We start from the raw sequence: 24,151 nt of genomic DNA on the forward strand, positions 1-24,151 counted from the left end.
AACGCTATGGGACTATTCGGTTTATTCGGAAATAAGAAAAAGAAAATCGCCGACTTTCAAAATCGTGGCGCCATCATTTTAGATGTGCGAACCAAAGGAGAATACAACAACGGAGCCATTCCTGGCTCTAAGCATATTCCATTGCAACAGGTGTCCGTGCGAATCGCAGACATAAAAAAGTGGAATAAGCCTGTAATTACTTGCTGTGCCAGTGGTGTACGCAGTGGTAGTGCAGCTTCCATTCTACGAGCCAACGGTATAGAAGCCATTAATGGCGGTGGATGGGCCTCTCTTTACAAAAAATTAGAGCATTAGGTCGTTTAAGGACTCTTGAGACTCCAGCACCTCTCCCTTGTACTCCAAAGTCCATCCCATAGAATTGGTGAGGATATAGATTTTCTGTAATTCGGAGATCAGTCTGTTTTGCGCATTGGAGGTTAAATTGGAAGCCTCAATCTTCTTACGTAAAGAATCATCCACCCTCGAAGCAATAACATTAAGGTCTTCGGCAGTGAATTTATTGAAATACCCTTCCTCCATATCATAGTACTCAATTTTCGGGTATACCTTCAATTCCGGCTCAGGGATGTGGGTGATAGTCACCGTTTTCATCTCTTCGGAAATTTCTGTTTGAATAAGACTTAGATCGTACGAAATGGTCGCTTCGGCATTCACAACTACCAACGCTTTTTTGGTGGAAAAGAAATCGAAATAGAGTTTTTTAGAGTCTTCGTAGCTCAATACCTCTGCATAAGAACCTTCGGTAACTACAAGCTTCCCGACATTCTTGAGTTGTTTCTGAATGATGGAGCTATGGCGAATAACGCGTTCCTTCTCATCCTTGCGGTATTCGCAATACTGAACACCAAAAACAAGTACCAATGCTATACCAATGCCGAATAAAATCTTACGCATCCCGAAGTTTTTCAGAAAGATACTGAAAATTTGAGACCGAGTATCAATTTGCCAATTCGACATAAAACAACCCTCCTTCGCTACCTACTTCACCATAGTAACATGGTTACGAAGGTTGAATAGCTCCAGAGGGTTCTCTACTTACTAACCAAATATTGATCTTACTCTTTGATCAGTCGCTTGGTAATCTGTCCACCACTGCCCTCGATGACCAGGGTATAACTGGCCGTGGCTAGGTTGGAGATGTCGAGCGATGTCTCTATCCCTGAATTCCTCAGATCATAGCTCGCCACCTTCCTGCCCACAAGATCGAACACTGTCACCTCCTCAAGTGCAATGCTCTGTGGGTTGCTGATGAACACAACATCCGTCGCGGGGTTCGGGTACACAACGATAGTGGACAGGTCGACCGGAAGGTCGTCCAATCCAAGAGTGCTCTCTACCGTCAGTTCGAACTCGCAGGTGGATGCATTACCATACTCGTCCTCTGCCGTCAGCGTGATGGTGTACACGCCATCCGGCAACAATGTGCCCGCGGCCGGGTCCTGGGAAGTGACCGTCACAGGGTCGGTACAGTTGTCGATGGCCGTGGCCTCGCCCGTAGCGAAGTAGTCCGGCACCTCATAGAACAGCATGCCCGGTCCCGGGTCCACCGTTTGGTCCGCTGGACAGGTGATCACCGGTGCAAGGGTGTCCACTACCGTTACCACTGCGGTACAGCTGGAAAGGTTCCCGCTCGCGTCGTTGGCGAATATCTGCACCGTTACCGGGGTCCCCACATCGTCACAGCTGAACTCGAAGATATCGATGGCCGTGGTAAGCACGCCACAGTTGTCCGAGATCGTCGCCACGTCCTCCGGGGTGATAACGGCCATCCCGTTCTCGTCCAGTTCCACCGTAATGTCCATACAGGCCACCACGGGGTCTATAAGGTCTTCTACCGTTACAGTTGCCGTACAAGTGGCACTGTTGCCGTTCACATCGGTCACCGTTAGGGTAACGGTGTTGTCCCCGATCATGGAGCAATCGAAGGTGTCGATGTCCACCTCGTAGGTATCGATGCCACAGGCATCCGTGGAACCGTTGTCGATATCCGTTGCCGAGATGGTCGCCATCCCGTCGTCATCCAACTGGATGGTGATGTCCTGGCAGAGCACCTCCGGAGCGGTCACGTCCTCAACGGTCACGATGGCCGTACAGGTAGATGTGTTCCCGCTGGTGTCGGTCACGGTAAGGGTCACGGTGTTGTCACCGACGTTGCTGCAGTCGAAGGTATCCATGTCAATGGATGTGGAGGCTACCCCGCAGTTGTCCGCGTTGACCCCTGCGACGTCGTCTGCGGTTATAGTAGCGACTCCAGTATCATCCAATTGTATCGTAATATCCTGGCAAACGGCCACTGGATCCTCATCGTCGTTCACCGTGATGGTGAAGGAACAGACGGTCGTGTTCCCGTTCACATCGGTGGCGGTAAATTCTATAGTGTTCACGCCCGTCGGGAAGTCGCTCCCGGACGGCAGCCCGGCCGTCTGGACAACGGAAAGGATACCGCACTCATCGCTGGCGATGGCATCGCTGAAGACTACCTGGGCGGAGCAAACCCCGGGATCGGTGCCTGTCACCACATCTGCGGGGCATGAGATCACGGGTGCCGTGTTGTCGATCACCGTCACCACAGCGACACAGCTGCTCACGTTTCCGTTGTTGTCGGTCACGGTGAGCGTCACGTCGTTCGGCCCAACATCGGCACAGGTGAAGTCGGTGATGTCGATGGCAAGGCCAGCAACACCACAGGCATCGTTGGAGCCCCCGTCCACATCGGCCGGGGTGATAGAAGCGTTACCGCTGGCATCCAGGAACACGTCGATATCCATGCACACCGCCTCCGGAGCCACGTTGTCCTCAACCGTTACCGTGGCGGTACAAGTACTGCTGTTTCCAGATGGGTCGGTAGCCGTCAGTGTTACCGTATTCGCACCCACATTGCTACAATCGAAAGTGTCGATATCTAGGCTTAGCGTCACACCACAGGCGTCTGAGGAGCCGTTGTCCACATCAGCTGGGGTAATGGTAGCCATACCGTTAGCATCCAATTGTACTGTGATGTCTTGACAAACCACCGTTGGTGCAATATTGTCTTCAACAGTTACTGTACTGGTACAAGTCGCAACGTTTCCATTTACATCGGTCACCGTCACTGTCACTGTGTTGTCCCCAACATCGGCACAGGTGAAATCTGTCTGCGACAGTACCACTGTGTCTACGCCACAATTATCGGATGGATTTAATGGCATAAAGGCCACATAGTCATTGGTAACAGCCCAAGAGTCAAAGTTTCTTCCAGACACAATAGTGGCCTGCGTTCCATCTATATTCTCAATTCCTTGTGTCATGCCATTGTTAGAAGTAACATCGGCACTGTGAATTTCAATAATATTGCTTCCTTCATACAATTTAATCTGGCTCGTTACAATAGGAGTGGAATCGCAACATGCAGGAACATCGGTGAAATCGATGATCAAGATTCTATCAGGAGCGGTTCCTATAGTTTCATAGCTCACCGAACCTGCCCCCGGAGGGAAAAGATCATCCCATGCCAACGCAATAAGATTGTTTGGAGTACTTGTATTGGGTAATTGTTGTCCTTCGCAACATCCACTATCTGTACTACTATTAAACGTTACAAACCCATTGGAAGAAATATAGAAATCGGTATAGGTGTTTCCATAGAAATCAAAGCTAAATCCGATAGGCAATGCCCCAGATACTTGATCATCACTCAATGTAACTAAAGTTCCTGTTGCGGAAATGTCCGTAGGGTTGAATGTACCGGACATGTCTACCGCATAATCGGTGGTAAGCGCAGTTCCCAAAACATCATCTGCGGTAATACTTGCCATCCCATTAGCATCTAATTGAATGGTAGTGTCTTCACAAACAACTTCTGGAGCTTCTGTATCGTTCACTGTAACATTCAAAGCACATGTAGTCGTGTTTCCACTACCATCTTCGACCGTATAGGTAACCAAAGTGGTTCCCACGGGGTAGAAATCGGAAGCACTCTGGCCTCCATTGTAATCGTTGGTAAGGGTGATATTTGAAAAAGTCCCTTGTGACAATTGATAGTAGCTTTCGCAAGAACCAAGGTCATCCACCGAAGTGTCTGCTACCAAAGTAAAGGTTAAATCGGTTCCAAAAGTGGTGATCCATCCATTCCAAGTGGCTTGCGTTACCGTAAAGGATCGGTTAAAAGTACCGCACTGAGGATCCATGTCACATTCAAAGAACACTTGGCTTCCGTCTGGACCATTCAATTCGAAGCATTCAGAACCTGAATTGAAATCACCATTCAATAAAATATCTATAGTAACATCCGCAGAGGCTGTCTCGGCATTAAAATAAACCGTCGGTGTATCTGCCAATTCGCCATTTCCATCGAACACAAAAGGTGTTCTAAGGGTTCCTTCGAAACAATTATCCATTATATCGGGTAATGGAACAGTAACATTTGCACCACATAATCCTAGATCGTTGTCTGTAACTATATCCGTTGGACAAGAAATTACTGGATCTTCGGTATCGTTTACCGTTACATCAAAGGAACAAGTCGAGGTGTTTCCAGCAGCATCGGTTATTTCGAAAGTATTGGTGGTGGTTCCTACCGGGAATTCACTTCCGCTAGGCAATCCAGCGGTTTGCGTCATTGGGAATCCAGCGACCTCGATCACATATTGTCTCGTCACCGTTGAATTAATGTCATTCCACTCTCCATCGGGTCGAATTACCGTGTAATCTTCACCCGCACCTGCATCATTAGGCTCCCCAGATCTCCAATTGGTATAGGTAGACGTATCTCCACTATGCCATTCGAAGGTTCCCTCGGTAACGCGATCGGTGAAACCAATAATGACCTGGCCAGCTCCTTGGGCATCTAATGCCTGACGTAACCAATCATTGTGATCTTGAGAAGTTATCGTCGCAGCAAACCCGTTTTGTGCTTCCGCACTGGTAAACGCATTGGGCGCATTGCTGGTTCCATCGGAAAGGTAATAGGCCATCCCATTGTAATTTCCTAAATACGTGAAACCTGTTATTGGAGTCGCCTCACAATTATCAAGGGCCAAAGGTGTATCATAAGTAACGATCGCTCCACAAACTCCGGCATCATTATCCACAGCTATATCCGTAGGACAACTCGTTACAACAGGAGCCTCAATATCATTAACAGTGATGACTTGGGTACAACTATCTACGTTTCCGCCCACATCGGTGTAGGTCCATACCACATTAGTAGTTCCTACGGGATAGGTATCGGAAGCATCGGCTGTATTGTTATAGTCATTCACCGCCACTGGGCAAAGACTTATATCATCCACATAATACAGTGGGATTGCACTTGGGTTAGGATCATTTCCGAAGGCATTCGTAATCGGGAAAAAGTTAATAGATCCCAGCGTCATTAGTCCATTGTTACCATTTGTTTGGTATCTGAATGGGTGGCTAATGATGGATACACCATCTATAAAGAACTCACTATGATCTCCATCGATATTAATAAGGTATTTCACTTCGAACCATGCGTCCTGTGGAAATGTAAAGGAGGTAAAACCGCCATTGACATTATAATCTGCTGTACCGTCTGAATTATACTGAATCTGGTTCGCCCATTGCGTTCCCGACGTTTCTGATTTTTGGATATTGGTGTAGGCGGCATTCCCAGAAGGGATGTACAGATTGAAAGTTACTTCCCAAGCACCAAAAGATCGATTGCCAAGGTTGTAAACCATATCTGTAGGTCCTCCTGAAGGTACACCTTCCACTTTTACACTTTGTGTCCCACTTAAGGCTTGTTCGTTGGAAACCTCAAAACTTTGGGCTGGGGTATCGGGAGTCCATGTCTGCCAATCACCTCCTTGTCCATACAATTGACCTAGTGTAAAGGATTCGATATCATCGCTCTGCACACAGGCCAAACAGTTATCGGCCACCACTGGAAGTGGCACGCTTACATCGGCTCCACAGATTCCTGGATCACTATCGGCAGTAATATCTGCAGGACAGGTAATGGTAGGAGCTTCTACATCATTAACAGTTACATTCATGGTACAGGTATTCGAATTTCCATTCAAGTCTGTTACTGTCCATGTTACTGTAGTAGTTCCAATAGGATAGGTGCCTGACGCATCTGCTGTACCGTTAAAGTCATTGGTAGCAATAAGTGCTGAAGATGTATCTGTAATCACTTCCAATTGGTAAGTGTCATCACATCCTCCAAAACCACCGTCCACACTGGAGTCTGCTAACAGTGTGAAGGTAAGATCACTTCCATAGGTCGCAATCCATCCGTTCCAAGTAGCAAAGGAAATAGTTAGAGAACGATTTGCCGTATCGCAATCGGATGTAGTTAGCTCGCATTCAGAAAATATAGTACTGGCATCTGGTCCTGTAAGCACAAAGCATTCCGAGCTACCTCCGAAGTCTCCGTCAACAGTGAAATTCATTGTAACATCACTCGTAGAAGCAGCTAGACCTGTTAATGTGGTTGGCGTATCTATCAATTCATCATCGACATTAAAGTTAAAACTAGTCACCGGACCGGTTACGGTTACGAGAGACGTACCAGCTCCATATGGGCAATTATCTGCGGTAGTGGGCATGGGAATGGTAACTAGAGCGTTACAAACTCCGGCATCATTATTAACCGTAATATCTGAAGGACAACTTATCGAAGGGGCTTCCACATCATTTACCGTAACATCTACGGTACAGCTTGTAGAATTCCCTGCAACATCTGTAGCGGTAAAGGTTACCGTCGTGGTACCCACGGGATAAAAGCCCGAGGCATCTGTAACGTCATTCTGGTCGTTGGTGATATTGACGTTTCCTCTTCGGATTAATTGGATAAAGTTGTTCGCCGGTCCAGAGTCGCCACAGCCTCCATCGTCTACGTTATCATCGGCTAATAAAGTGAAGGTTAAATCAGATCCATAGGTTGTTATCCATGAATTCCATGTTGCAGCACTAACCGTAAAGGTTGGATTTGTGATAGAACCACAGTCTCCGTCATCCACGAAATCACAGCCAAAAAACACTTGGCTTCCATCGGGTCCTTGAATATCCATACATTCTGAAGAACTGGTAAAGTCTCCTTGGTAATTAATTTCTATGATTACCAATTCAGAAGCAGTTGTAGCACCCGCAAATACAACAGGTGTATCTGCAAGTTCATCATTGATATCGAACACAAGTGGTGTCACTGCTCCAGCAATAGAGGTCATAAACCCACCACAGTTGTCTGCCACTGTAGGAATGGGTATGGTCACATTGGCGCCACAGAGTCCTGTATCGTTATCGACAGTAATATTTGTTGGACAACTAATCGTTGGTGCCTCCGCATCGATTACGGTAACCGTAAAGGAACAGGTTGCCGTGTTACCCAAACCATCCATGGCTTCATAGGTAATCGTTGTATCGCCTACTGGGAAAGAAGATCCAGAAACTGGCCCTCCTGTTTGAGTAATGGTAACCCCTCCGCCACAACTATCGGTTGCCGTAGCATCGGCAAAAGTTACTACCGCTTCGCATAGACCAACAGTGTTGTTCACTGTGATATCTGCAGGACACGTAATGACGGGAGCTTCGTTGTCTTCTACAGTAACATCCATGGTACAGGATGCCATATTACCTCCTGAATCTGTAACTGTCCAAGTTACTGTAGTAGTTCCTAAAGGATAGGTACCAGATGCATCACTGGTTCCATTAAAATCATTTGTTACCGTTAATGTAGAAGGTATTCGTGGATCATCGAAATTAGAGTCACAACCAGACCCTCCACTCAGATCGAAATTGTCAATGGAACCATTGTTATCTCCACCTGCCAAATCGTTCAACGTGGTTACCCCAGAATTATCTGCACATGGCGTTCCTTCATCGAAAGTATATAAGGCAACAAGTCCTGTTTCGCTCCCTGTTAGGGTAGCATTGTAATTGGCAAGGATTTCCGGTTCCGTGCGAACGGTGTTCCATACACGCAACTCATCAATGTTTCCATCGAAGTAACGGTTGTTACTCCATGAACCAATGTTAAAGGGAACGCCTCCTACAATAGGATTTGCGGTGGTATAGGTACGGGTAGCTGCCAAAACTCCATCTACATAATATAACACATTGTTTGTAATACTGGAATACACAACAGAGATCGTATACCACTGACCTGTAACAAGGCCTGCATCCACCACTTGATCGGTGGGTGTGTTATTATTAATGGACCATCCTATATTCCCATTGCTCATTTGAAAATGGAGGTATCCAGGTTGCCAACCATCATAGTTCAGAAGCACATCGAAACCTGAATCGGTTTCCATGAAGATTCTCGCTTCTATTGTAGTTTCGGTCAATGCGCTACCAAAACCATTGGCCACATTTATCTCATCGTTTGCCCCATCAAAATGTAGGGAAGCAAAACTCAAAGAACCACAGTTGTCGATTGCCGATGGGGCAGGAACCGTTACATTGGCCTCGCACAATCCGGGATCGGTACTCGTTGTGATATCTGAAGGACAGGTGATGGTAGGTCCTATATTGTCTACTACGGTTACAGTAGCTGTACAGGTATCTGTATTTCCTGCAGCGTCCGTGGCGGTCAATGTTACTGTATTGGCACCCAAATTGGCACAATTGAAAGTATTTGGGCTTACACTTAATGTAACTGAACCACTATCGTCCGTAGATCCACCATCTACATCACTTGCAGCGATAGTAACACTTCCTGTGGCATTCAATTGAGCAGTAAAGTTGCTACAAACCGCTGTTGGATCTACTTCGTCTACAAAGCCTATAATAAATCGAAAGTCTAAATCGGGACTAGTGGCGGGATTGAATGAACCTCCCGAGTTCCTAAGATTATCTCCTGCGGGATATGGATCGCCTCCGCCCATGCTAAGACCAAACGATATGGATCCTGGGTCAACCATGTAGGTATAGGTACTTCCCGCGGTAACAGGTACTGGCGTTGCAAAGGTAGCTGTAATCTCACCTCCCGCTGCGGGGATATTCATCGTGGTAGTACCAATAATGTTAACACCAGTATCTCCGGCATGTATGGTTGCCGTTGCTGTTCCAGCAGCGGAAACGTTAAATACGCGAATGGTAAGCGACTCAATCTGTCCAGTACAGGGAGCAACAAAGCTGTTTCCTTGTTCAGTCGAAGAAGCCACCAATCCTGCGGTTACAACATTTTGATTAATATTTTGGCCGGGGCCACATTGTGCATAAGTAAAACTTAATGACGCGAAGAGCATCAAAATAAGTAAAATAGTTTTTTTCATAAAAGGGTCGATTATAAAATGGTTACTGAAATTCTATTTTTTTTAGTGTCGCAAGTTTAGTTTTAATGTGGTTAGTAATTAAAAAATGGAGGGGTGCAAATAGGGGTTCACCCTATAATTTTTCCACCCCAACCATTAACCTCAACAAAATATGGTCATACCAGGCTCCAACTCCCCATTTGGAACCTGGTATTATTTAATCACATCTTTTAATTTTTCTTCCATCTCCTCAAGGGCATCCAATTTGGCATTCAACACCTCCTCTTCCTTTTTCAATTCGTCCAAGGTTTTATCCTCCCCACTATCCAATTCGGATGAAAAAAGTCTATTGATTTTTTTAAAGAATGCTCGTATCATTTTCGTTTGAAAGATTCTTAGGCAAGATTACGCGAGCAAAAAAAATCCGCCAAAAAATTTGGGCGGACAAAAAAGCGGACAAAAAGCTAATTAACTAATATTCAATTAATTAAATTTCTGTTACATCTGGAATTATTTCTTCAGAAAGGTAGGTGTTAAGATCTATATGATCTTCTAAGGCCATTTTTTTTCGAATACGATGCCTGGATTTTCTAACTGCTTCGACGGAGGTATTCCGTAATTTGGAAATTTCATTTCTGTCCAAACCGATACGAATGAAAGAACATACTTCAATATCCGTTTTCGAAAGATCTGGATGGGCAGATTTGAGGGCTTTTATAAACTCATAATTGGCCTGCTCAATATTTTGTTTTACGAGCATTAATTTAGAATCATCTACTTTGCTGGCATTAATGTCTGCAATAATACTTCTAAGGGTAACCCCCTCTTCTTCCTTGGATAGCTTTTGAAGGTTTTCGGCAATTTGCTCTTTCGATTTGATATGCTGAATGGTCTCGGCAAGCAACTTATTTACCTCTTCCTCCTTCGTCGCTACTTTATTATTGAGCAGTAAATTTTGATAGGCTTGCTCCTTAATTTTCTCCTCACTTCTGTAGTAGGTCATCGTGCTCACGGCCAACATTAAAATCAAACCACATATTAAAGACCAAAACACGGTATTGGCTTTCTTTTGTTTTTCTAACTTCTCAATCTTTCTTTCTGAAGCGGTTTGCATACTGTCCATGGAACGCTGCATTTCAGCCTTTAACGCATCTATTTCGGCTAATAGTTGCTTAGTCCTTTCTGGTGAATTGTTATCGGCACTAGGGGTAGCTTTTATCAACTCTTCCAATTGTAAGCTATCCTGTGGGGTGGAGTTATTTTGAGCTACACACAATAAAGTGCAGCAAAACAGTGCTAGGCATACCAATAAGTGAGTTGTATGACGCATTGAGGGTTAATAATAGGCTTGTGTCGCAAAAGAACGAAATAGTGGGGGATTCTGAAAGTATAAAATAAAAAACCCTCCTTCGTCAAAGACTTCGGAGGGTTTTGTTATTACATTATTGATGTTTATTCCTTCATCAACTGTTTAATTATTTGTCCGTTTTCACCAGAAATCACTACAGCATAGGTAGCTGTAGACAACAGTGAAATATCGATGGCCTTCTCGGCACCCATATCCCTTAGGTCGATGGTTTGTACCAGTCTTCCCGTTAGGTCATAGATCGCAGCACTTTCCAGTGCGATCTGTCTTGGGTTGCTTAAGTAAACCAATTCGGTTGCTGGGTTCGGGTACATGACGATGGTCGAAAGGTCGATGCCACTATCATTGATTCCAAGTACACTTTCTACCGTCAATTCGAATTCACAAGTAGATACGTTTCCGTACTCGTCCTCAGCCGTCAATGTAATGGTATATACACCATCGGGCAATAATGTGCCTGCAGCTGGATCTTGAGACGTAATCGTCACAGGATCGGTACAGTTATCGATTGCCGTGGCCTCTCCCGTTGCAAAGTAATCGGGCACCTCATAGAATAGCATACCCGGTCCTGGGTCTACCGTTTGGTCCGCTGGACAGGTGATTACTGGAGCAAGGGTATCCACTACCGTTACTACCGCAGTACAACTAGAAAGGTTTCCACTTGCATCGTTGGCAAATATCTGTACCGTTACCGGAGTTCCTATATCATCACAACTGAACTCGAAGATATCGATCGCCGTGGTAAGTACCCCACAGTTATCTGAAATCGTTGCGACATCCTCAGGGGTGATAACGGCCATTCCGTTCTCGTCCAATTCTACCGTAATGTCCATACAGGCCACTACGGGGTCTATAAGGTCTTCTACGGTTACGATCGCCGTACAGCTGGTGCTATTTCCATTTACATCGGTCACTGTTAAGGTAACGGTGTTGTCCCCGATCATAGAACAATCGAAGGTATCGATGTCCACCTCATAGGTATCGATACCACAGGCATCGGTAGAACCGTTGTCGATATCGGTCGCGGAGATAGTCGCCATTCCGTTGTCATCCAACTGGATGGTGATGTCCTGGCAGAACACCTCTGGAGCGGTTACATCTTCTACAGTTACCGTTGCGGTACAAGTAGATGTATTTCCGTTTACATCGGTCACGGTCAAGGTTACTGTATTATCCCCTACATGGCTACAGTCGAAGGTATCCATATCGATGGCCAAGGTATCTACACCACAAGCATCGTTAGAACCTGCATCTATATCTGCTGCTACGATGGCAGCATTTCCAGTAGCATCTAATTGAATGGTAATGTCTTGACAAACCGCTATTGGCGCTTCGTTGTCTTCAACAGTAATGGTGAAAGAACAAACAGTAGCATTTCCACTATCATCGGTTGCTGTAAACTCTACCGTGCTTACCCCGACAGGGAAGGCACTTCCTGAAGGCAATCCAGCCGTTTGGGCAACAGTTACATTACAGTTATCGCTCGCTAACGCGTCCGAGAAGACCACAATGGCAGAACAAAGTCCCGCATCGGTATCGGTTACCACATCTGTTGGACATGAAATCACAGGAGCCTCATCGTCAATTACAGTCACCACTGCGATACAGGTAGAGACGTTTCCGTTGTTATCGGTCACGGTTAGGGTTACATCGTTTGGCCCAATGTTGCTACAATCGAAGGTATCTATATCGATACTCAAGTCTGCAATGCCACAAATATCATCAGATCCTCCATCTACATCGGCAGCAACAATCGTTGCCATTCCGGCAACATCCAAGATCACATCGATGTTCTGACAAACAACTGTAGGTGCAATGCTGTCTTCTACCGTTACGATAGAAGTACAGGTGGATACGTTTCCGCTGTCATCGGTTACTGTAAGCGTCACAGGGTTAGGCCCTACATTACTACAATCGAAAGTAATGGACTCGTCCATGTCGATTTCAAAGATAATATCACCCCAGGCACAACAACCGGAAGCAATATCGTACCTCCAGATAAATTCTCCTCCTGGATACTGATTCGTCCAAGCATAATAGATATCAGTAAATCCTTCGAAGATGAAGCTATACTGATTTCCAGCCACTACAGGGAAAGGAGTGGTTAAGGTAACTTCAGTCCAAACAGTACCGCCATTACTATCTACAAACGCAACTCCACTTTCTGTGTACGCAGGAGTAGCCACGCTATCTACTGTTCCACTTCCAGTTCCACTGTTATAGAAATGGATATTTCTACCAGTGCTATTTCCATTCACCATGAAACGAATCGTCTCTACAAATCCATCGGCAGTAGCAGTAAACGACTGTCCATGTCCAGGACTGTTATTGTTTGTGTTGAAAGTAGGCTGTGAAATATCATCGGATGCACCTAATGACACTGTGAAACCACAATTGTCTGAGCTTCCACCATCAAGATCGCTGACAGCCACAGTTGCCATTCCAGAAGCATCCAATTGTACCGTAATATCATTACAAACGGCTACAGGAAGTTCCGTATCATTCACGGTTACATCCATAGTACAGGTAGATACATTTCCAGAACCATCAGTTGCCGTCCAGGTTACTGTCGTAGTTCCTATAGGATATACCCCTGAAGCATCATCGGTTCCATTAAAATCATTGGTAAGTGTCACCGACTGTAATATTGAATCATTAAAGTTAGACTGACAACCTCCCGCTCCACTTAGATCAAAATTCGACAACGTTCCATTGTTGTCTCCACCAGCTCGATCGGTAATGGTAGTCACTCCAGAATTGTCAGCACATGGAGTACCTTCTTCAAAATTATATAGGGCAAGCAATCCAGTTTCAGAACCTGATAATTGTGCATTCATTGATGCCTGAATTTCAGCCTGAGTTCTAGCTGTATTCCAAACTCGAATTTCATCCATACTTCCGTCGAAACGACGACTATTGTTCCATGAACCAATAGTGTATGGACGATCACCTCTTACAATCCCCGCATTTGAATATGTTCTGGAAGAAACCAAGTTTCCATCCACATAGAAATCTACAGTACCAGCGGTGCTGGAATAAGATACGGCAATATGATACCATTGGTTGGTATTGAAGTTCACGGTTACTACCTGATCGGTTGGAGAGTTTCCATTTACAGACCAACCCAATCCTCCGCTAGGATAGATTTGGAAATGCAGGTATCCCGTAGCCCAACTATCATAATTTAAAATGGTGTCCCAGTTGCTTATGTTTTCTGGATTGATCCAAGCCTCGACCGTCATTTCGGTCATATCAACACCTCCTAAACCATTAGCTACAATCATTTGGTCATTGGAACCATCGAAATTAAGCGAGGTCCCGGCAAAGCAATTATCTGTTAGTGCAGGCGCAGGAACCGTTACATTAGCTTCACATGCTCCTGGATCATTACTTACCACCACATCTGCTGGACAGCTAAGTGTTGGCGCGATAGTGTCCTCTACATTCACAATTACATCCATACTAACTGCGTTTCCTTGGGCATCGGTAGCCGTATATTGAATGGTATTGGCTCCAATGTTTGAACAATCAAAGGTGGATTGGCTAATAGTATAGGTAGGAGTACTACAGTTATCGGTAGCTGTAATGTTGAAATCGGCAGGAGCCACGGTAACACTTCCCGAAGCATCTAACTGCACAGTAATCTCAGTAAATGGTATGGATGGATCTGGCGAAAGATCTCCACGCACCCATACACGGTGTATGGTGCTGAAGTTATTTACTCCAAAGTCATCCACTTCCCAGCGGTTACCTAATCCACGGATTCCCCAGTGCGCTTGTCCGCCTCTCCAGAATGGGAAATTGGTCAAGGCAAAATTTCCTTGGTTGGCAAACTCATTCGGTGCATTTTGTGGGATACTTGCTGTATGACTTCCTAATAGGGTATAGTTCGCAGCATTGTTAATTCCGTTAAAGGATCCCGATCCTGTCTTCACGTAGCTGATGGCATTTGTATAACCTGTGGTGAAGTCGATAATATCGTTAGGATCACGGGACGTTTGACCGTAGAAACGCAATTCTTCAAAATCGATATCGGCTGCCAAAGCATTCCCGAAGTGTCCCCAAGTAGTTGAGCCAGCTTCGCTGGTACCCAAAACAGAGGCTCCCATAAGAGGAAGGTCTGTATTTCTAACTACTAGTGCAGAGTTATCTCCTGCTTGGTGTACATAGTTAAGAATCATTAACCATCCACCTCCTGCATTGTCATTATCCAATTCTCCTTGGAAAGTACTTCCGTTGAAATTGAAATAATAGGTTCCGCTGGGTACGGATCCCGTTATCGATGGCAGCAAGGTTAAAAATGGATTGGCTAGGGAACCATCTCCTCCTGGAGTATTAAAGACAGGAGCCATAGTGTCCTGTACTGTCACAATAGCGGTACAAGTACTTTGGTTTCCATTACCATCCCCTACTCTTAGGGTTACGGTATTAGGCCCAATATTGGTACAATCGAACGTGTTTGGAGTTACGTCCAAAAGTGGAGCAAAGCCACAGTTGTCGGTTGAGCCTCCGTCCACATCGGCAGGAACAATACTAGCATTTCCTGAAGCATCTAATTGAATGGTAATATCTTGGCATACTGCCGTTGGAGGAATGATATCGTCTACAGTTACGTTTGCGGTACAAGTAGATGTATTTCCGTTCACATCGGTTACGGTAAGCGTTACAGGAATGGTAGCTCCTTCCTGTGCACAGTTGAAGGTATCGGGAGATACGCTCATAGAGGCAATTCCGCAATTGTCGGTAGATCCACCGTCTACATCGGCGGCAGTAATAGAAGCGCTTCCAGAAGCATCTAGTTGTACCGTGATATTCTGGCATACCGCATTGGGTGCTGTATTATCCTCTAGCGTTATGGTAGGCGTACAAGTTGTGCTTCTTCCATTAACGTCTAAGGCCATAAGTGTTACTGTATTAGCTCCAATATCGGAACATGTATAAGCCATATTTGAAGCCAATACGCTATATCCTACTGTTACATACAAACGCTTAAAGGTTCCAAAGCAAGGGTCTCCGAAAACGGCATTGGTTGCTGGTATGGTAAACGTATTATTCCCAAGAGCAATATCTTCCACTATGGCAACTGAATTTGTAGCATGACAACCTCCAATTGTATAAGATCCATTTGAGCCGTTTGGTGTACCATAACTGGCAAAATCGACCGAAGTGATTACAGCTCCGGCAGGAGCAGTAATCGTTAGGTTTTGGTTTTCATCAACCTCGGCAAAAGCTGTGCCTGTTGATTCAACAAAAGCAATAGTATCAATCATACAGTTATCAAACGCACCTGCATTGAGAATAGTTGCAGGGATATTTACACTACCCGAAGCGTCTAATTGCACAGAAAGGTCCTGACAGGTAATCGTAGGTGCTACAGTATCGCGAACAGTTACGGTAGCCGTACATGTATCTGTATTTCCAGCCGCATCTGTAGCCGTTAGGGTTACCGTATTCGCTCCTATGTCGGAACAGTCGAAAGTATTTGGGCTTACGCTTAAGGTAACAGAACCACTATCGTCTGTGGATCCTCCATCAACATCAGCTCCTGTGATGGTCACATTCCCTAAGATATCCAATTGAGCAGTAAAGTCGCTACAAACTGCTACTGGATCCACTTGGTCTACAAAAGCGATTAGAAAGCGAAAGTCTGAAGTCGCACTCGTGCTGGAAAAAAACGTCCCCCCATTATTCCACAGATTTTCTCCGTCGGGGTAGGGTTCACCTGTCCCCAATGAAAGTCTGTAAAATGCAGTTCCTGGATCTGCCATATATGTATATGTGCTTCCAGCGCTCACCGGAATTGGTGTAGCGAATGTTGCAGTAACATCGCCAGCACCTGTGATTGCAAAGGTTGTTGAACCAAGAGGATTAACACCGGTATCGCCGGCATGAACAGTCATTGTCGCTGTTCCAGGCGTTACATTGTTTACTCGGATGGTGACGGATTCAATAAATCCATTACAGGGAGCAATAAAGCTATTTCCTTCTTCTCTTGTTGAAGCTGTAAGGGCCGCATTGACGAAATTTTGATCAATATTTTGACCAGGGCCGCACTGCGCGTTTAATACGGGTATCGACAAAATCATTGCCAATATCAGTAAGGTAATTTTTCTCATAATTTAAGGATCAGTTACTTGTAAATTTCGCGCGAATATATCCCTTTACTCCCTATTTAAAAAGTGGCAAAAAGTGTTAGGGCTCTCAGTAAATTCCTACATATTTGACTGTGAACGCCTTAAGAATCTCAATGCCCTGAAAACAACCTAATAATCATAAAATTTTAACATTTGGACATAAAAAAAGGGAGCGATTTGCTCCCTTTTCCTCTTATTAAACCCAATTATTTCTTGTTTACCTGAGCAGCAAGTACACCGCTCACAATTTTCAAGATATCATCCAATAAGGATTCGTTGTTCTTAAAAAGCTCAAGTAGTTTTGCTACCATCTTGGTAATTTCACCTCCGGTATCGCAAAACCCCAGAGCATCGGAAATCCGTTTCGGGTTTTCCTTTACACTTTTTAAAAAGGTTTCATTGGTAAGCATTCCCCTGAGTAGCTCCAATCGCCTTTCTTTTAATTCGGCTGCCATGACCTATTTCTTGTTGGAGGTTCTACTTGTTTTTGGCTCCTCCTTCCCTGCTTTCTTCTTGGCATCCTCCAGATTGCGAACCTTGTGCTTTTTCTCAAAGTCTATCTTATTCAGAATTTCTTTGAGCAGCTCTAGATACACCTTCGCTTGCGAAAGTTCGTGTCTGGCTTTTGTATCTTCATCTTGATTGTGGTATTCCACAAACTTTTTGAAGTGCTCTTTGAACTTTTCCCAGTTTTTCTGGGCCTCTTCAATGCGCTTCACCTCCTGTTCATCGGGTGGTAATTTCGCATTGTTCTTGTTCATTTCCAGAAGTGTACTCGTAATGTCCATGATTTTGCCATGAACCTGGTCTTTCTCCTGGTTACGCTGATCTTTGGATTTTTTCTCATCCAAAAGCTTGAGAAGACTATTGATGATTTCAATAATACTCTCGATGGTTGAAGTCTCTGCCATGATTTTTGATTTTTAAATTAAACTTGACAATTATTACAACCTAGCTAACCTGCCACAATATTAGTGCTCCCCACTTCGAAGAACAAAGGCAAAACCCTAGTTTTACCAGCGGAAATTTCACCAAAAAAGAATAGGGTAAATAGCTCAAAAACAGCACACCTTCACAAAAAAACCGATCAATTATTTCATTGTATCTGTAAAAATTACGGTTCGCTTACGACAGAGGTAGGCGTAAACCCAGCAGATTATGAAACCGTCTCGACTCATCATCCTTTTTATGTTTCCGGTCATCATTTCGGGCTGTATTGGAAACGATTTTCTGAACGATCGCGTAGAAGAGCGTATTGTAATTAACAATCTTATCCGGGAAATCCAGATAAACAATACCTACGAACTCATGGCTACCTTCTTCAACTTTATTGGAGAAAGTACAGAAGTCACTTTTTCATGGGAGTCCAGCGACCCTACCGTCTTGAGCATTGATAATGAAGGGGTCATTACTGCCTTGGAAGTAGGAGCTGCTACCATTACGGTATCCACATCCTTGGAGGATGGAACCTTGGTTACGGAAGAAATAACCATAGATGTCATTACCGAAGAAGCCAATAATGATGGTCCTATCGTAAAGTCGGGCGTTATTGTCACGACAAGCTCCTATACCCTCACAGGAGATTTTACACTATCGGAAATTGAAGATTCGCCCAATTTGGACCTTCAGATCGCCGAAAATTATGTGGCTTCAGACAACCTGCCGGGACTATACTTGTACTTATCCAACAATCCGAACTCTGTAGATGTGGCCTTAGAGATTGGTCCGGTGAGTGTGTTCGAAGGGGAACATAGCTACCTTATAGAAAATATAGGCATAAACGATTACCAGTACCTATTGTATTGGTGCGAACCCTTTGCAGTAAAAGTAGGTCACGGAGAAATTGAAAACTAAGATGAAAAAACTATTTATAGCATCGCTACTCATCCTTACATCTTTTCATGCCATGGGCCAATGGTCCAAGGGAAAAGGGAATGGGTTTTATAAATTATCGGCTTGGTACTTGCAAAGCGATCAGCATTATACAGACACAGGACGCATAGACCCTAATGTAACCCGTACCCAATTCAATCTAAGCTTTTATGGGGAATACGGTGTTTCCGAATCATTGGACCTTGTTGGATATATCCCTTTTTATGCAAGGGCCGCTCAGAACAACATTCTTTCAGAGACCACGGGAAATACCATTCAGGAAGGAGAAGCTATCAATTCCATAGGTGATATCGATTTGGGAGTAAATTATCGTTTCTTCCAAAAAAACAAATGGTCCGCTTCCGCCAGGCTATTACTAGGATTGCCTACAGGCGAAAACAGTGGAGGAAGTGATGGCAGTTTTCAAACAGGAGATGGAGAGTTTAATCAGTACCTTTCTGCCCTACTTGGATATTCAACCACGATCGGAGACCTTCCCTTTTATGCCAAAGGATACTTCGGATTCAACAATAGAACGGAAGGCTTTTCAGATGAGCTTCGGTTTGGGGTGGAATCGGGAATAAATCTCTTCAATAAAAAATTCTGGATTTTGGGAAAAGCGAATATTTCCGAATCCCTTCAGAATGGAAATCTATCTGCCCGAAATAGCCCGCAGGGAAGCATTTTTGCCAATAATATTGAGTTTTTCAGCTTAGGAGTTGAAGCCAGTTACCTTTTTACCGATAACATTGGGGTTTCGGTAGGCTTCGACTCCGCTGTAAGCGGAAGGATCATTGCTGCCAATCCTTCCTTTACAGCAGGTGTTTTTCTGGATATTAAATAGCGCTTACAGATTGTATTTTACCACTAACATAACAATACGCGGCAATACGAAGTATTGATTGGTGGTATTGAATTGATCATTAAAACTATCGCTATTGGTAAATTCAACATTCAAGATATTGGTGGCCTGTACCGAAAGTTCCCAAGGGCTCTCCCCTTTCTGATAGAACAGCTTCGCATTTAAAAAGGAGTACTCATTTTCAATCGTATCGGCCTTATCGGTATAGTTGTAGAAGTCCCATTCGGCATTCAGGTAAAAGTGCTTTAAGAAACTAATGTCCACATTGGCAAAGGGACGATGGGTGTAGAAAGTTTGCTCTAAACCACCATTGTCATAATTGTTCACCGTAAAGCCGTATCCCACTTCAAAATTGGGCCATTCCCTAAAGGTACTTCTCAAAGAACCTCGATAATTCTGGGTGAAGCTCTCACTTTTCTGAACCAGATTATTGAAAATGTTATACGAAGTACTATAGTTCACATTCACATTTCCTGTGAACTGAAGCCGCTTGACCCGCTTACTGAAACGTCCGAAGGCCGAAAAGGTCTCGTCGGGGAAGTTACTATCAATATTCTGAACGGTAGTAGCTTGGTTGATCCTATCGATACTACCATTGCTCTTAATCCCTTCGATTCGCTTGGTATAACTAATATTCGCATTCACATTCGTATAATTGAACATATTGAAACTGAAATACGTTAGGTTATAGCTATGCGAGAGGGAATTTTCCAAATTGCGATTTCCACGGAACAAGCTGTTGTAATTGTTGAAGATATAGGCTTCAGCAAAATTGTTGACGTCTGTATACTCAGCCGTCATGGCGTAGTTGAACCGAAGACTTTCACTCTTCTTGATATCGAAGATCGCATTGAAATCCGGTAGTACGCGCCAATCGTTTTGCGTGGTTTTCACTCCTAATTGCTCGTTGCTAATATTGTAATTATGCAAGGTTGCTCCAGGTGTCAAAGTGAATTTTCCGGTCTTCAATTTATAATGGAATCCTAGGTAAAGATCCCGAAAGTTGAAATTCACATCATTTACCAAAGGTTCCGTTTCTCCATCTACTTCTTGGGTTTCGTTTAAATCCAACTGATTGCCATTGCCCAACAACTGGAAAATGTTCGAATTGAATTTCTGATTGCTAAAAGTACTCCCCAAGCTGATATTGATATTGCTCGTATTGTTGAGCACATGATAATAATCGATCTTGGTATCCAACTGATGCGTCTTTACATTGCGCTCCTGATTAAGATCGTAGCGATTTTGGGGAATATCCAAAGGCAAGATATTTCTGAAAGGAATAGAATCCTGCACTACATTGTAAAAAGGATCCTCGTCTTGCCACATGTGCTGGGCATATCCCGCAAATATGTTTTTCTCGTCTAAGGTGTAGTAGGCGTTCACATTCTGACTAATGGAAGCCGGTTTGTTTTCCATGGCCTCATCGATATCGTTTACTGCATTTCCAAATTGGGAAAGGGTATTGGACTCCTCCGTTTGTTTGGATACTTTGATCAATGCGTCGTAGTCCAGCTGAAAATTGGAATTGGGTTTAAATACACTGCTCAATTTCAACATTCCCAACTGATTGCGCTGATCGGTATCGTCTGTCGTATTCTCTATCGTTCCGGTGGAAATGTACTGTCGAATGGCATTGGTCACAATATTGGTTTTGTTGTCGCTTAAAATGGCAAAACCACTTACATCCCATTTAGGGCTGGCACGCCAACTGAAGTTTCCTGCCAAAAAGTTCGATTCTATCGCATTGGCTCGATTATTTTGGGCAATGGCAAAGCCCAAACCACTATCGCTTACATTAAAACTGGTTCCGCCTCCACGAAAATTTCGGAAGCCTCCCGTAAAGTTGAAATAATCCCGCCATGTAAAGGGCACTTCTCCTATATCGTTGAAGTCGGTAATGATATTAATGCTATAATCCGGACTGTAGTAGAACAATTTGGGATGTACCAAATACCGTGCTTCCGACTCATCATCCAATCCTCCTCCGGCAGTAATTTCACCAAACCAGAACCTTTTCTTTCCTTCTTTCAGTTTGATGTTAATGGCTACATTGTCTTGGTCATTGCCTAAACCACGCATCTGGTCCACCTCATTGTAATTACGTAACACCTCAACCTTATCCACAGCATCCGCTGGGATATTCTTGGTTGCCAACTTCGAATCGCCATCGAAGAAATCCTTTCCCTCGACCATGACCTTTTGTACCGGTTTTCCTTCTACTTCAATCTCGCCCTCATCATTCACCTCAACCCCAGGAAGATTTTTCATGACATCACCCAATTTCTTTTCATCTCCCCGATTGAAGGAATCGGCATTGTATACTATGGTATCTCCTTTTACGGTCACTGGCATTTCATACACGATTTCCACTCCTTCCAATTGTGCTGCCGATTGCCTCAAGGTGAAATCTCGAGTCATATCTTCGGCATCCTCTGGCACTGTAATGGTCGCTTCGGCATTATCGTATCCCAAAAAACTCGCTTTTAAAATATAAGTATCACCCTTTCCCAAATCCAAACGGTACTGACCATCACTATTGGTAATGGCATAGGATTCAATATCTCCAGATTCGGCTTTGGTGGCAATTACATTGGCCAATTCCAACGGATTTCCGATGGAATCCTTTATGACCCCTCGCACTTTGATGGTTTGGGCCGAAAGCCCTGTAACCGTCAATAAAAACAGGCAAAGTAATAGGTTCTTCATTCTTCTTTTTTATTCGTTTAACAACAATTCTATCCCGCTCCCAAAAAAAATTGGGAGTTTTTATATGGTTGTTATAAGCTATGTGAATTATCCACCGAATCGACGGCCGCCACCTCTTCTTCCTCCACCTCTCCAGTTTTGGCGCATTTCTTCGGTTTTTTCTTTTACTATGGCATTGTACTCTTTTCGGGTAACTTCTTTCCCTTTTGTGGGTTCCTTGATTTCTTCTGTTTCCTCTGGATTCAAGACTATTTTAGAACACAGAATGGTAGTTCTGTCGATATTCATTTCCAAAATTAGCCCTGGCAATCCGCCGTATTCCCCAGGTCCGTTCTTTACAGGAATCTGTGGCGTAAACCAAGCTGTAACCAATACTTCCTTTGGCACTTCTATTTCATCCATCGGATCCCGCACCTCTGTACTATCTTTCACCTCTTCCGTCCCTTCTTTCTTTTCGGCATCGCGATCCCGGTTTCTTCTTCGGCGTGCCATACTGAAATCGTTGGGGTCTACCTGCTTAATTGCCGTAGCCCTTATGGCAAGGTATTGTCCTATCATTTTCGATTCCTTGCCCACCTGCCATTGTAAATTGGTGATGGTATCATTGATCAGGAACTGCTTTCCAAAAAACTCGCGCTCTTCTAAAATCTGATTCTTTTCAATATTCTTGTATTGCTTACCGGCAGTAAAACTGCTCATCATCCTTCCAAAACCGCCACTTCCTGCGCCTGCCTCCAACTTCTCTTCTTCCTTATACATGGATTCATTTCCACTAAAAGTAAGAATGTAGGTCTTCTCGAGCATGCTCTTCATACGTTCGGCAATTTGACGCTTTTGATCTTCGCTCATGCGGCCTCCACCCCAATTGCTCATGTCGACAGTGGTTTTCGATTCGTAATACGCCTTCCCGCTTATATTCTGGGCAATGGAAATCGATGAAAAAAGTAATAGAATTATGAGGTACAAGGATGATTTCATAGTCTTGATTTTTGGAATACTTGTAAAGTTATTACAATATCCTTAGACTACAGAAATCTGAAAAGGTTTAATCGGGTTAAAATTATCCTCCAATTCTTATTTCCACCTCATTACCATGGTTCCCCTTGCGATTATCGCTTTGATAGCGCTCGTTCATTTCCTTCATCTTCTTATCCATGATCTCACGGTATTCCTCGCGCGATACCTTTTTCCCCTGGCTGGGCTCCTTAATATCCAATCCCTTTTCAGGATTCAAAACTACCTTGCTACATAAAATGGTAAGGTCGCCATCCCCAATTTCTAGAATAAGTCCTGGAAGTCCATCATAATTTTCTGGGCCATTCTTTACAGGAATTTGCGGGGTGTACCAAGCCGTGAGTGTTACAGTTTCTGTGCTCTCCTCTTCTTTGCTATCCTTATCTCCATTTTCGTTGGAATTCACCATGCGCATCACCGTTCTGTCATAGGTAGTGGTGGCCTTAAAGCAAGTGTACTGACCAATGTTTTTGGTTTCCTTTTCCAGTTTCCATTCCCTGTCTTCTATGGCATCTTTAATTAGAAACAATTTGGAGAACGATTCGGTCTGATTCGCATAGCGGTTTTCTGCCAAGTTCTTGTACAAAACCCCTTCTCCTCCAGAGCCAACCACTTCAACCTGAACCCAAGCATTACCTCCCATTCCGGGTTCTTCCAGTTTTGGCACTTCCTTATATACAGATTCGTCGTTGGTAAATTCTAAGGTAAATTCCTTTTCGAACTGCTTCTTCAACATGGCCATTAATTGCTTTTGCATGGCATCGTCCATTTGAGTGCTGTCCAATTCTACATCTACCTTTCTTTGGCTTTTATAGGTAGCTATTCCTTTTATGTCCTGCGCCCATACCCCTGCAGGTACTAAAAAGGCGAAACACAATACTATTCTTACAAGTGATATCATAATCTAGGTTTTAAAATTTTACATGACAAAGATGCAAAGGAGTAGTGTTTTTATGAGTTAACCAGTGTTAAC

At 44.1% G+C, this 24,151-nt stretch carries 13 protein-coding genes; 3 read left to right on the forward strand and 10 right to left on the reverse strand.

The window, feature by feature from the left end; translation table 11 throughout:
• The first annotated feature begins 6 nt into the window (after nucleotides 1-6).
• The gene (locus POV27_RS04550) at nucleotides 7-315 is read left to right on the forward strand and encodes a rhodanese-like domain-containing protein (protein WP_272861539.1); all 309 of its coding nucleotides are present in this window, start codon (nucleotides 7-9) and stop codon (nucleotides 313-315) included.
• Here POV27_RS04550 and POV27_RS04555 read toward each other — a convergent pair.
• From POV27_RS04555 to POV27_RS04585, 7 genes are all read right to left on the reverse strand, one after another.
• Complete coding sequence (locus POV27_RS04555; protein ID WP_272861540.1) at nucleotides 304-915, reverse strand: DUF4230 domain-containing protein; 612 nt, start codon at nucleotides 913-915, stop codon at nucleotides 304-306. The genes POV27_RS04550 and POV27_RS04555 overlap by 12 nt on opposite strands.
• Nucleotides 916-1,076: 161 nt before the next feature.
• On the reverse strand, nucleotides 1,077-9,242 hold the full coding sequence (locus POV27_RS04560) for an HYR domain-containing protein (protein ID WP_272861541.1): 8,166 nt from the start codon (nucleotides 9,240-9,242) through the stop codon (nucleotides 1,077-1,079).
• 192 nt (nucleotides 9,243-9,434) lie between these two features.
• Complete coding sequence (locus POV27_RS04565) at nucleotides 9,435-9,599, reverse strand: hypothetical protein (RefSeq protein ID WP_272861542.1); 165 nt, start codon at nucleotides 9,597-9,599, stop codon at nucleotides 9,435-9,437.
• A 109-nt stretch (nucleotides 9,600-9,708) separates the two neighbouring features.
• The gene (locus tag POV27_RS04570; RefSeq protein ID WP_272861543.1) at nucleotides 9,709-10,551 is read right to left on the reverse strand and encodes a helix-turn-helix transcriptional regulator; all 843 of its coding nucleotides are present in this window, start codon (nucleotides 10,549-10,551) and stop codon (nucleotides 9,709-9,711) included.
• Nucleotides 10,552-10,673: 122 nt separating this feature from the next.
• A complete protein-coding gene (locus POV27_RS04575; protein WP_272861544.1) occupies nucleotides 10,674-16,703 on the reverse strand; it encodes an HYR domain-containing protein in 6,030 nt (2,009 codons plus the stop codon).
• 224 nt (nucleotides 16,704-16,927) lie between these two features.
• Complete coding sequence (locus POV27_RS04580; protein ID WP_272861545.1) at nucleotides 16,928-17,176, reverse strand: hypothetical protein; 249 nt, start codon at nucleotides 17,174-17,176, stop codon at nucleotides 16,928-16,930.
• A 3-nt stretch (nucleotides 17,177-17,179) separates the two neighbouring features.
• On the reverse strand, nucleotides 17,180-17,632 hold the full coding sequence (locus tag POV27_RS04585; protein WP_272861546.1) for a hypothetical protein: 453 nt from the start codon (nucleotides 17,630-17,632) through the stop codon (nucleotides 17,180-17,182).
• 247 nt (nucleotides 17,633-17,879) lie between these two features.
• Between POV27_RS04585 and POV27_RS04590 the strand changes: the two genes are divergently transcribed.
• Together POV27_RS04590 and POV27_RS04595 are read left to right on the forward strand one after the other, a co-directional pair.
• A complete protein-coding gene (locus POV27_RS04590) occupies nucleotides 17,880-18,575 on the forward strand; it encodes an Ig-like domain-containing protein (protein WP_272861547.1) in 696 nt (231 codons plus the stop codon).
• A gap of 1 nt (nucleotide 18,576) precedes the next feature.
• Nucleotides 18,577-19,437: a hypothetical protein gene (locus POV27_RS04595; RefSeq protein ID WP_272861548.1), complete on the forward strand. Its 861-nt coding sequence runs from the start codon at nucleotides 18,577-18,579 to the stop codon at nucleotides 19,435-19,437.
• A 3-nt stretch (nucleotides 19,438-19,440) separates the two neighbouring features.
• On the opposite strand, the gene POV27_RS04600 is transcribed toward POV27_RS04595, so the two are convergent.
• The 3 genes from POV27_RS04600 to POV27_RS04610 all read right to left on the reverse strand — a co-directional run bounded on the left by POV27_RS04600 (nucleotide 19,441) and on the right by POV27_RS04610 (nucleotide 24,079).
• A complete protein-coding gene (locus POV27_RS04600; protein ID WP_272861549.1) occupies nucleotides 19,441-22,164 on the reverse strand; it encodes a TonB-dependent receptor in 2,724 nt (907 codons plus the stop codon).
• An 87-nt stretch (nucleotides 22,165-22,251) separates the two neighbouring features.
• On the reverse strand, nucleotides 22,252-23,142 hold the full coding sequence (locus POV27_RS04605) for a GLPGLI family protein (RefSeq protein ID WP_272861550.1): 891 nt from the start codon (nucleotides 23,140-23,142) through the stop codon (nucleotides 22,252-22,254).
• 82 nt (nucleotides 23,143-23,224) lie between these two features.
• Complete coding sequence (locus tag POV27_RS04610; protein ID WP_272861551.1) at nucleotides 23,225-24,079, reverse strand: GLPGLI family protein; 855 nt, start codon at nucleotides 24,077-24,079, stop codon at nucleotides 23,225-23,227.
• Nucleotides 24,080-24,151: the final 72 nt, after the last annotated feature.

It is taken from the genome of Aureisphaera galaxeae (assembly GCF_028561275.1).
GTDB lineage: Bacteria > Bacteroidota > Bacteroidia > Flavobacteriales > Flavobacteriaceae > Aureisphaera > Aureisphaera galaxeae.

Bases quoted from the DNA above. Each gene is read 5' to 3' on its own strand.
- POV27_RS04550 (WP_272861539.1), top strand. From the start codon at position 7: ATGGGACTATTCGGTTTATTCGGAAATAAGAAAAAGAAAATCGCCGAC.
- POV27_RS04555 (WP_272861540.1), bottom strand. From the start codon at position 915: ATGCGTAAGATTTTATTCGGCATTGGTATAGCATTGGTACTTGTTTTT.
- POV27_RS04560 (WP_272861541.1), bottom strand. From the start codon at position 9,242: ATGAAAAAAACTATTTTACTTATTTTGATGCTCTTCGCGTCATTAAGT.
- POV27_RS04565 (WP_272861542.1), bottom strand. From the start codon at position 9,599: ATGATACGAGCATTCTTTAAAAAAATCAATAGACTTTTTTCATCCGAA.
- POV27_RS04570 (WP_272861543.1), bottom strand. From the start codon at position 10,551: ATGCGTCATACAACTCACTTATTGGTATGCCTAGCACTGTTTTGCTGC.
- POV27_RS04575 (WP_272861544.1), bottom strand. From the start codon at position 16,703: ATGAGAAAAATTACCTTACTGATATTGGCAATGATTTTGTCGATACCC.
- POV27_RS04580 (WP_272861545.1), bottom strand. From the start codon at position 17,176: ATGGCAGCCGAATTAAAAGAAAGGCGATTGGAGCTACTCAGGGGAATG.
- POV27_RS04585 (WP_272861546.1), bottom strand. From the start codon at position 17,632: ATGGCAGAGACTTCAACCATCGAGAGTATTATTGAAATCATCAATAGT.
- POV27_RS04590 (WP_272861547.1), top strand. From the start codon at position 17,880: ATGAAACCGTCTCGACTCATCATCCTTTTTATGTTTCCGGTCATCATT.
- POV27_RS04595 (WP_272861548.1), top strand. From the start codon at position 18,577: ATGAAAAAACTATTTATAGCATCGCTACTCATCCTTACATCTTTTCAT.
- POV27_RS04600 (WP_272861549.1), bottom strand. From the start codon at position 22,164: ATGAAGAACCTATTACTTTGCCTGTTTTTATTGACGGTTACAGGGCTT.
- POV27_RS04605 (WP_272861550.1), bottom strand. From the start codon at position 23,142: ATGAAATCATCCTTGTACCTCATAATTCTATTACTTTTTTCATCGATT.
- POV27_RS04610 (WP_272861551.1), bottom strand. From the start codon at position 24,079: ATGATATCACTTGTAAGAATAGTATTGTGTTTCGCCTTTTTAGTACCT.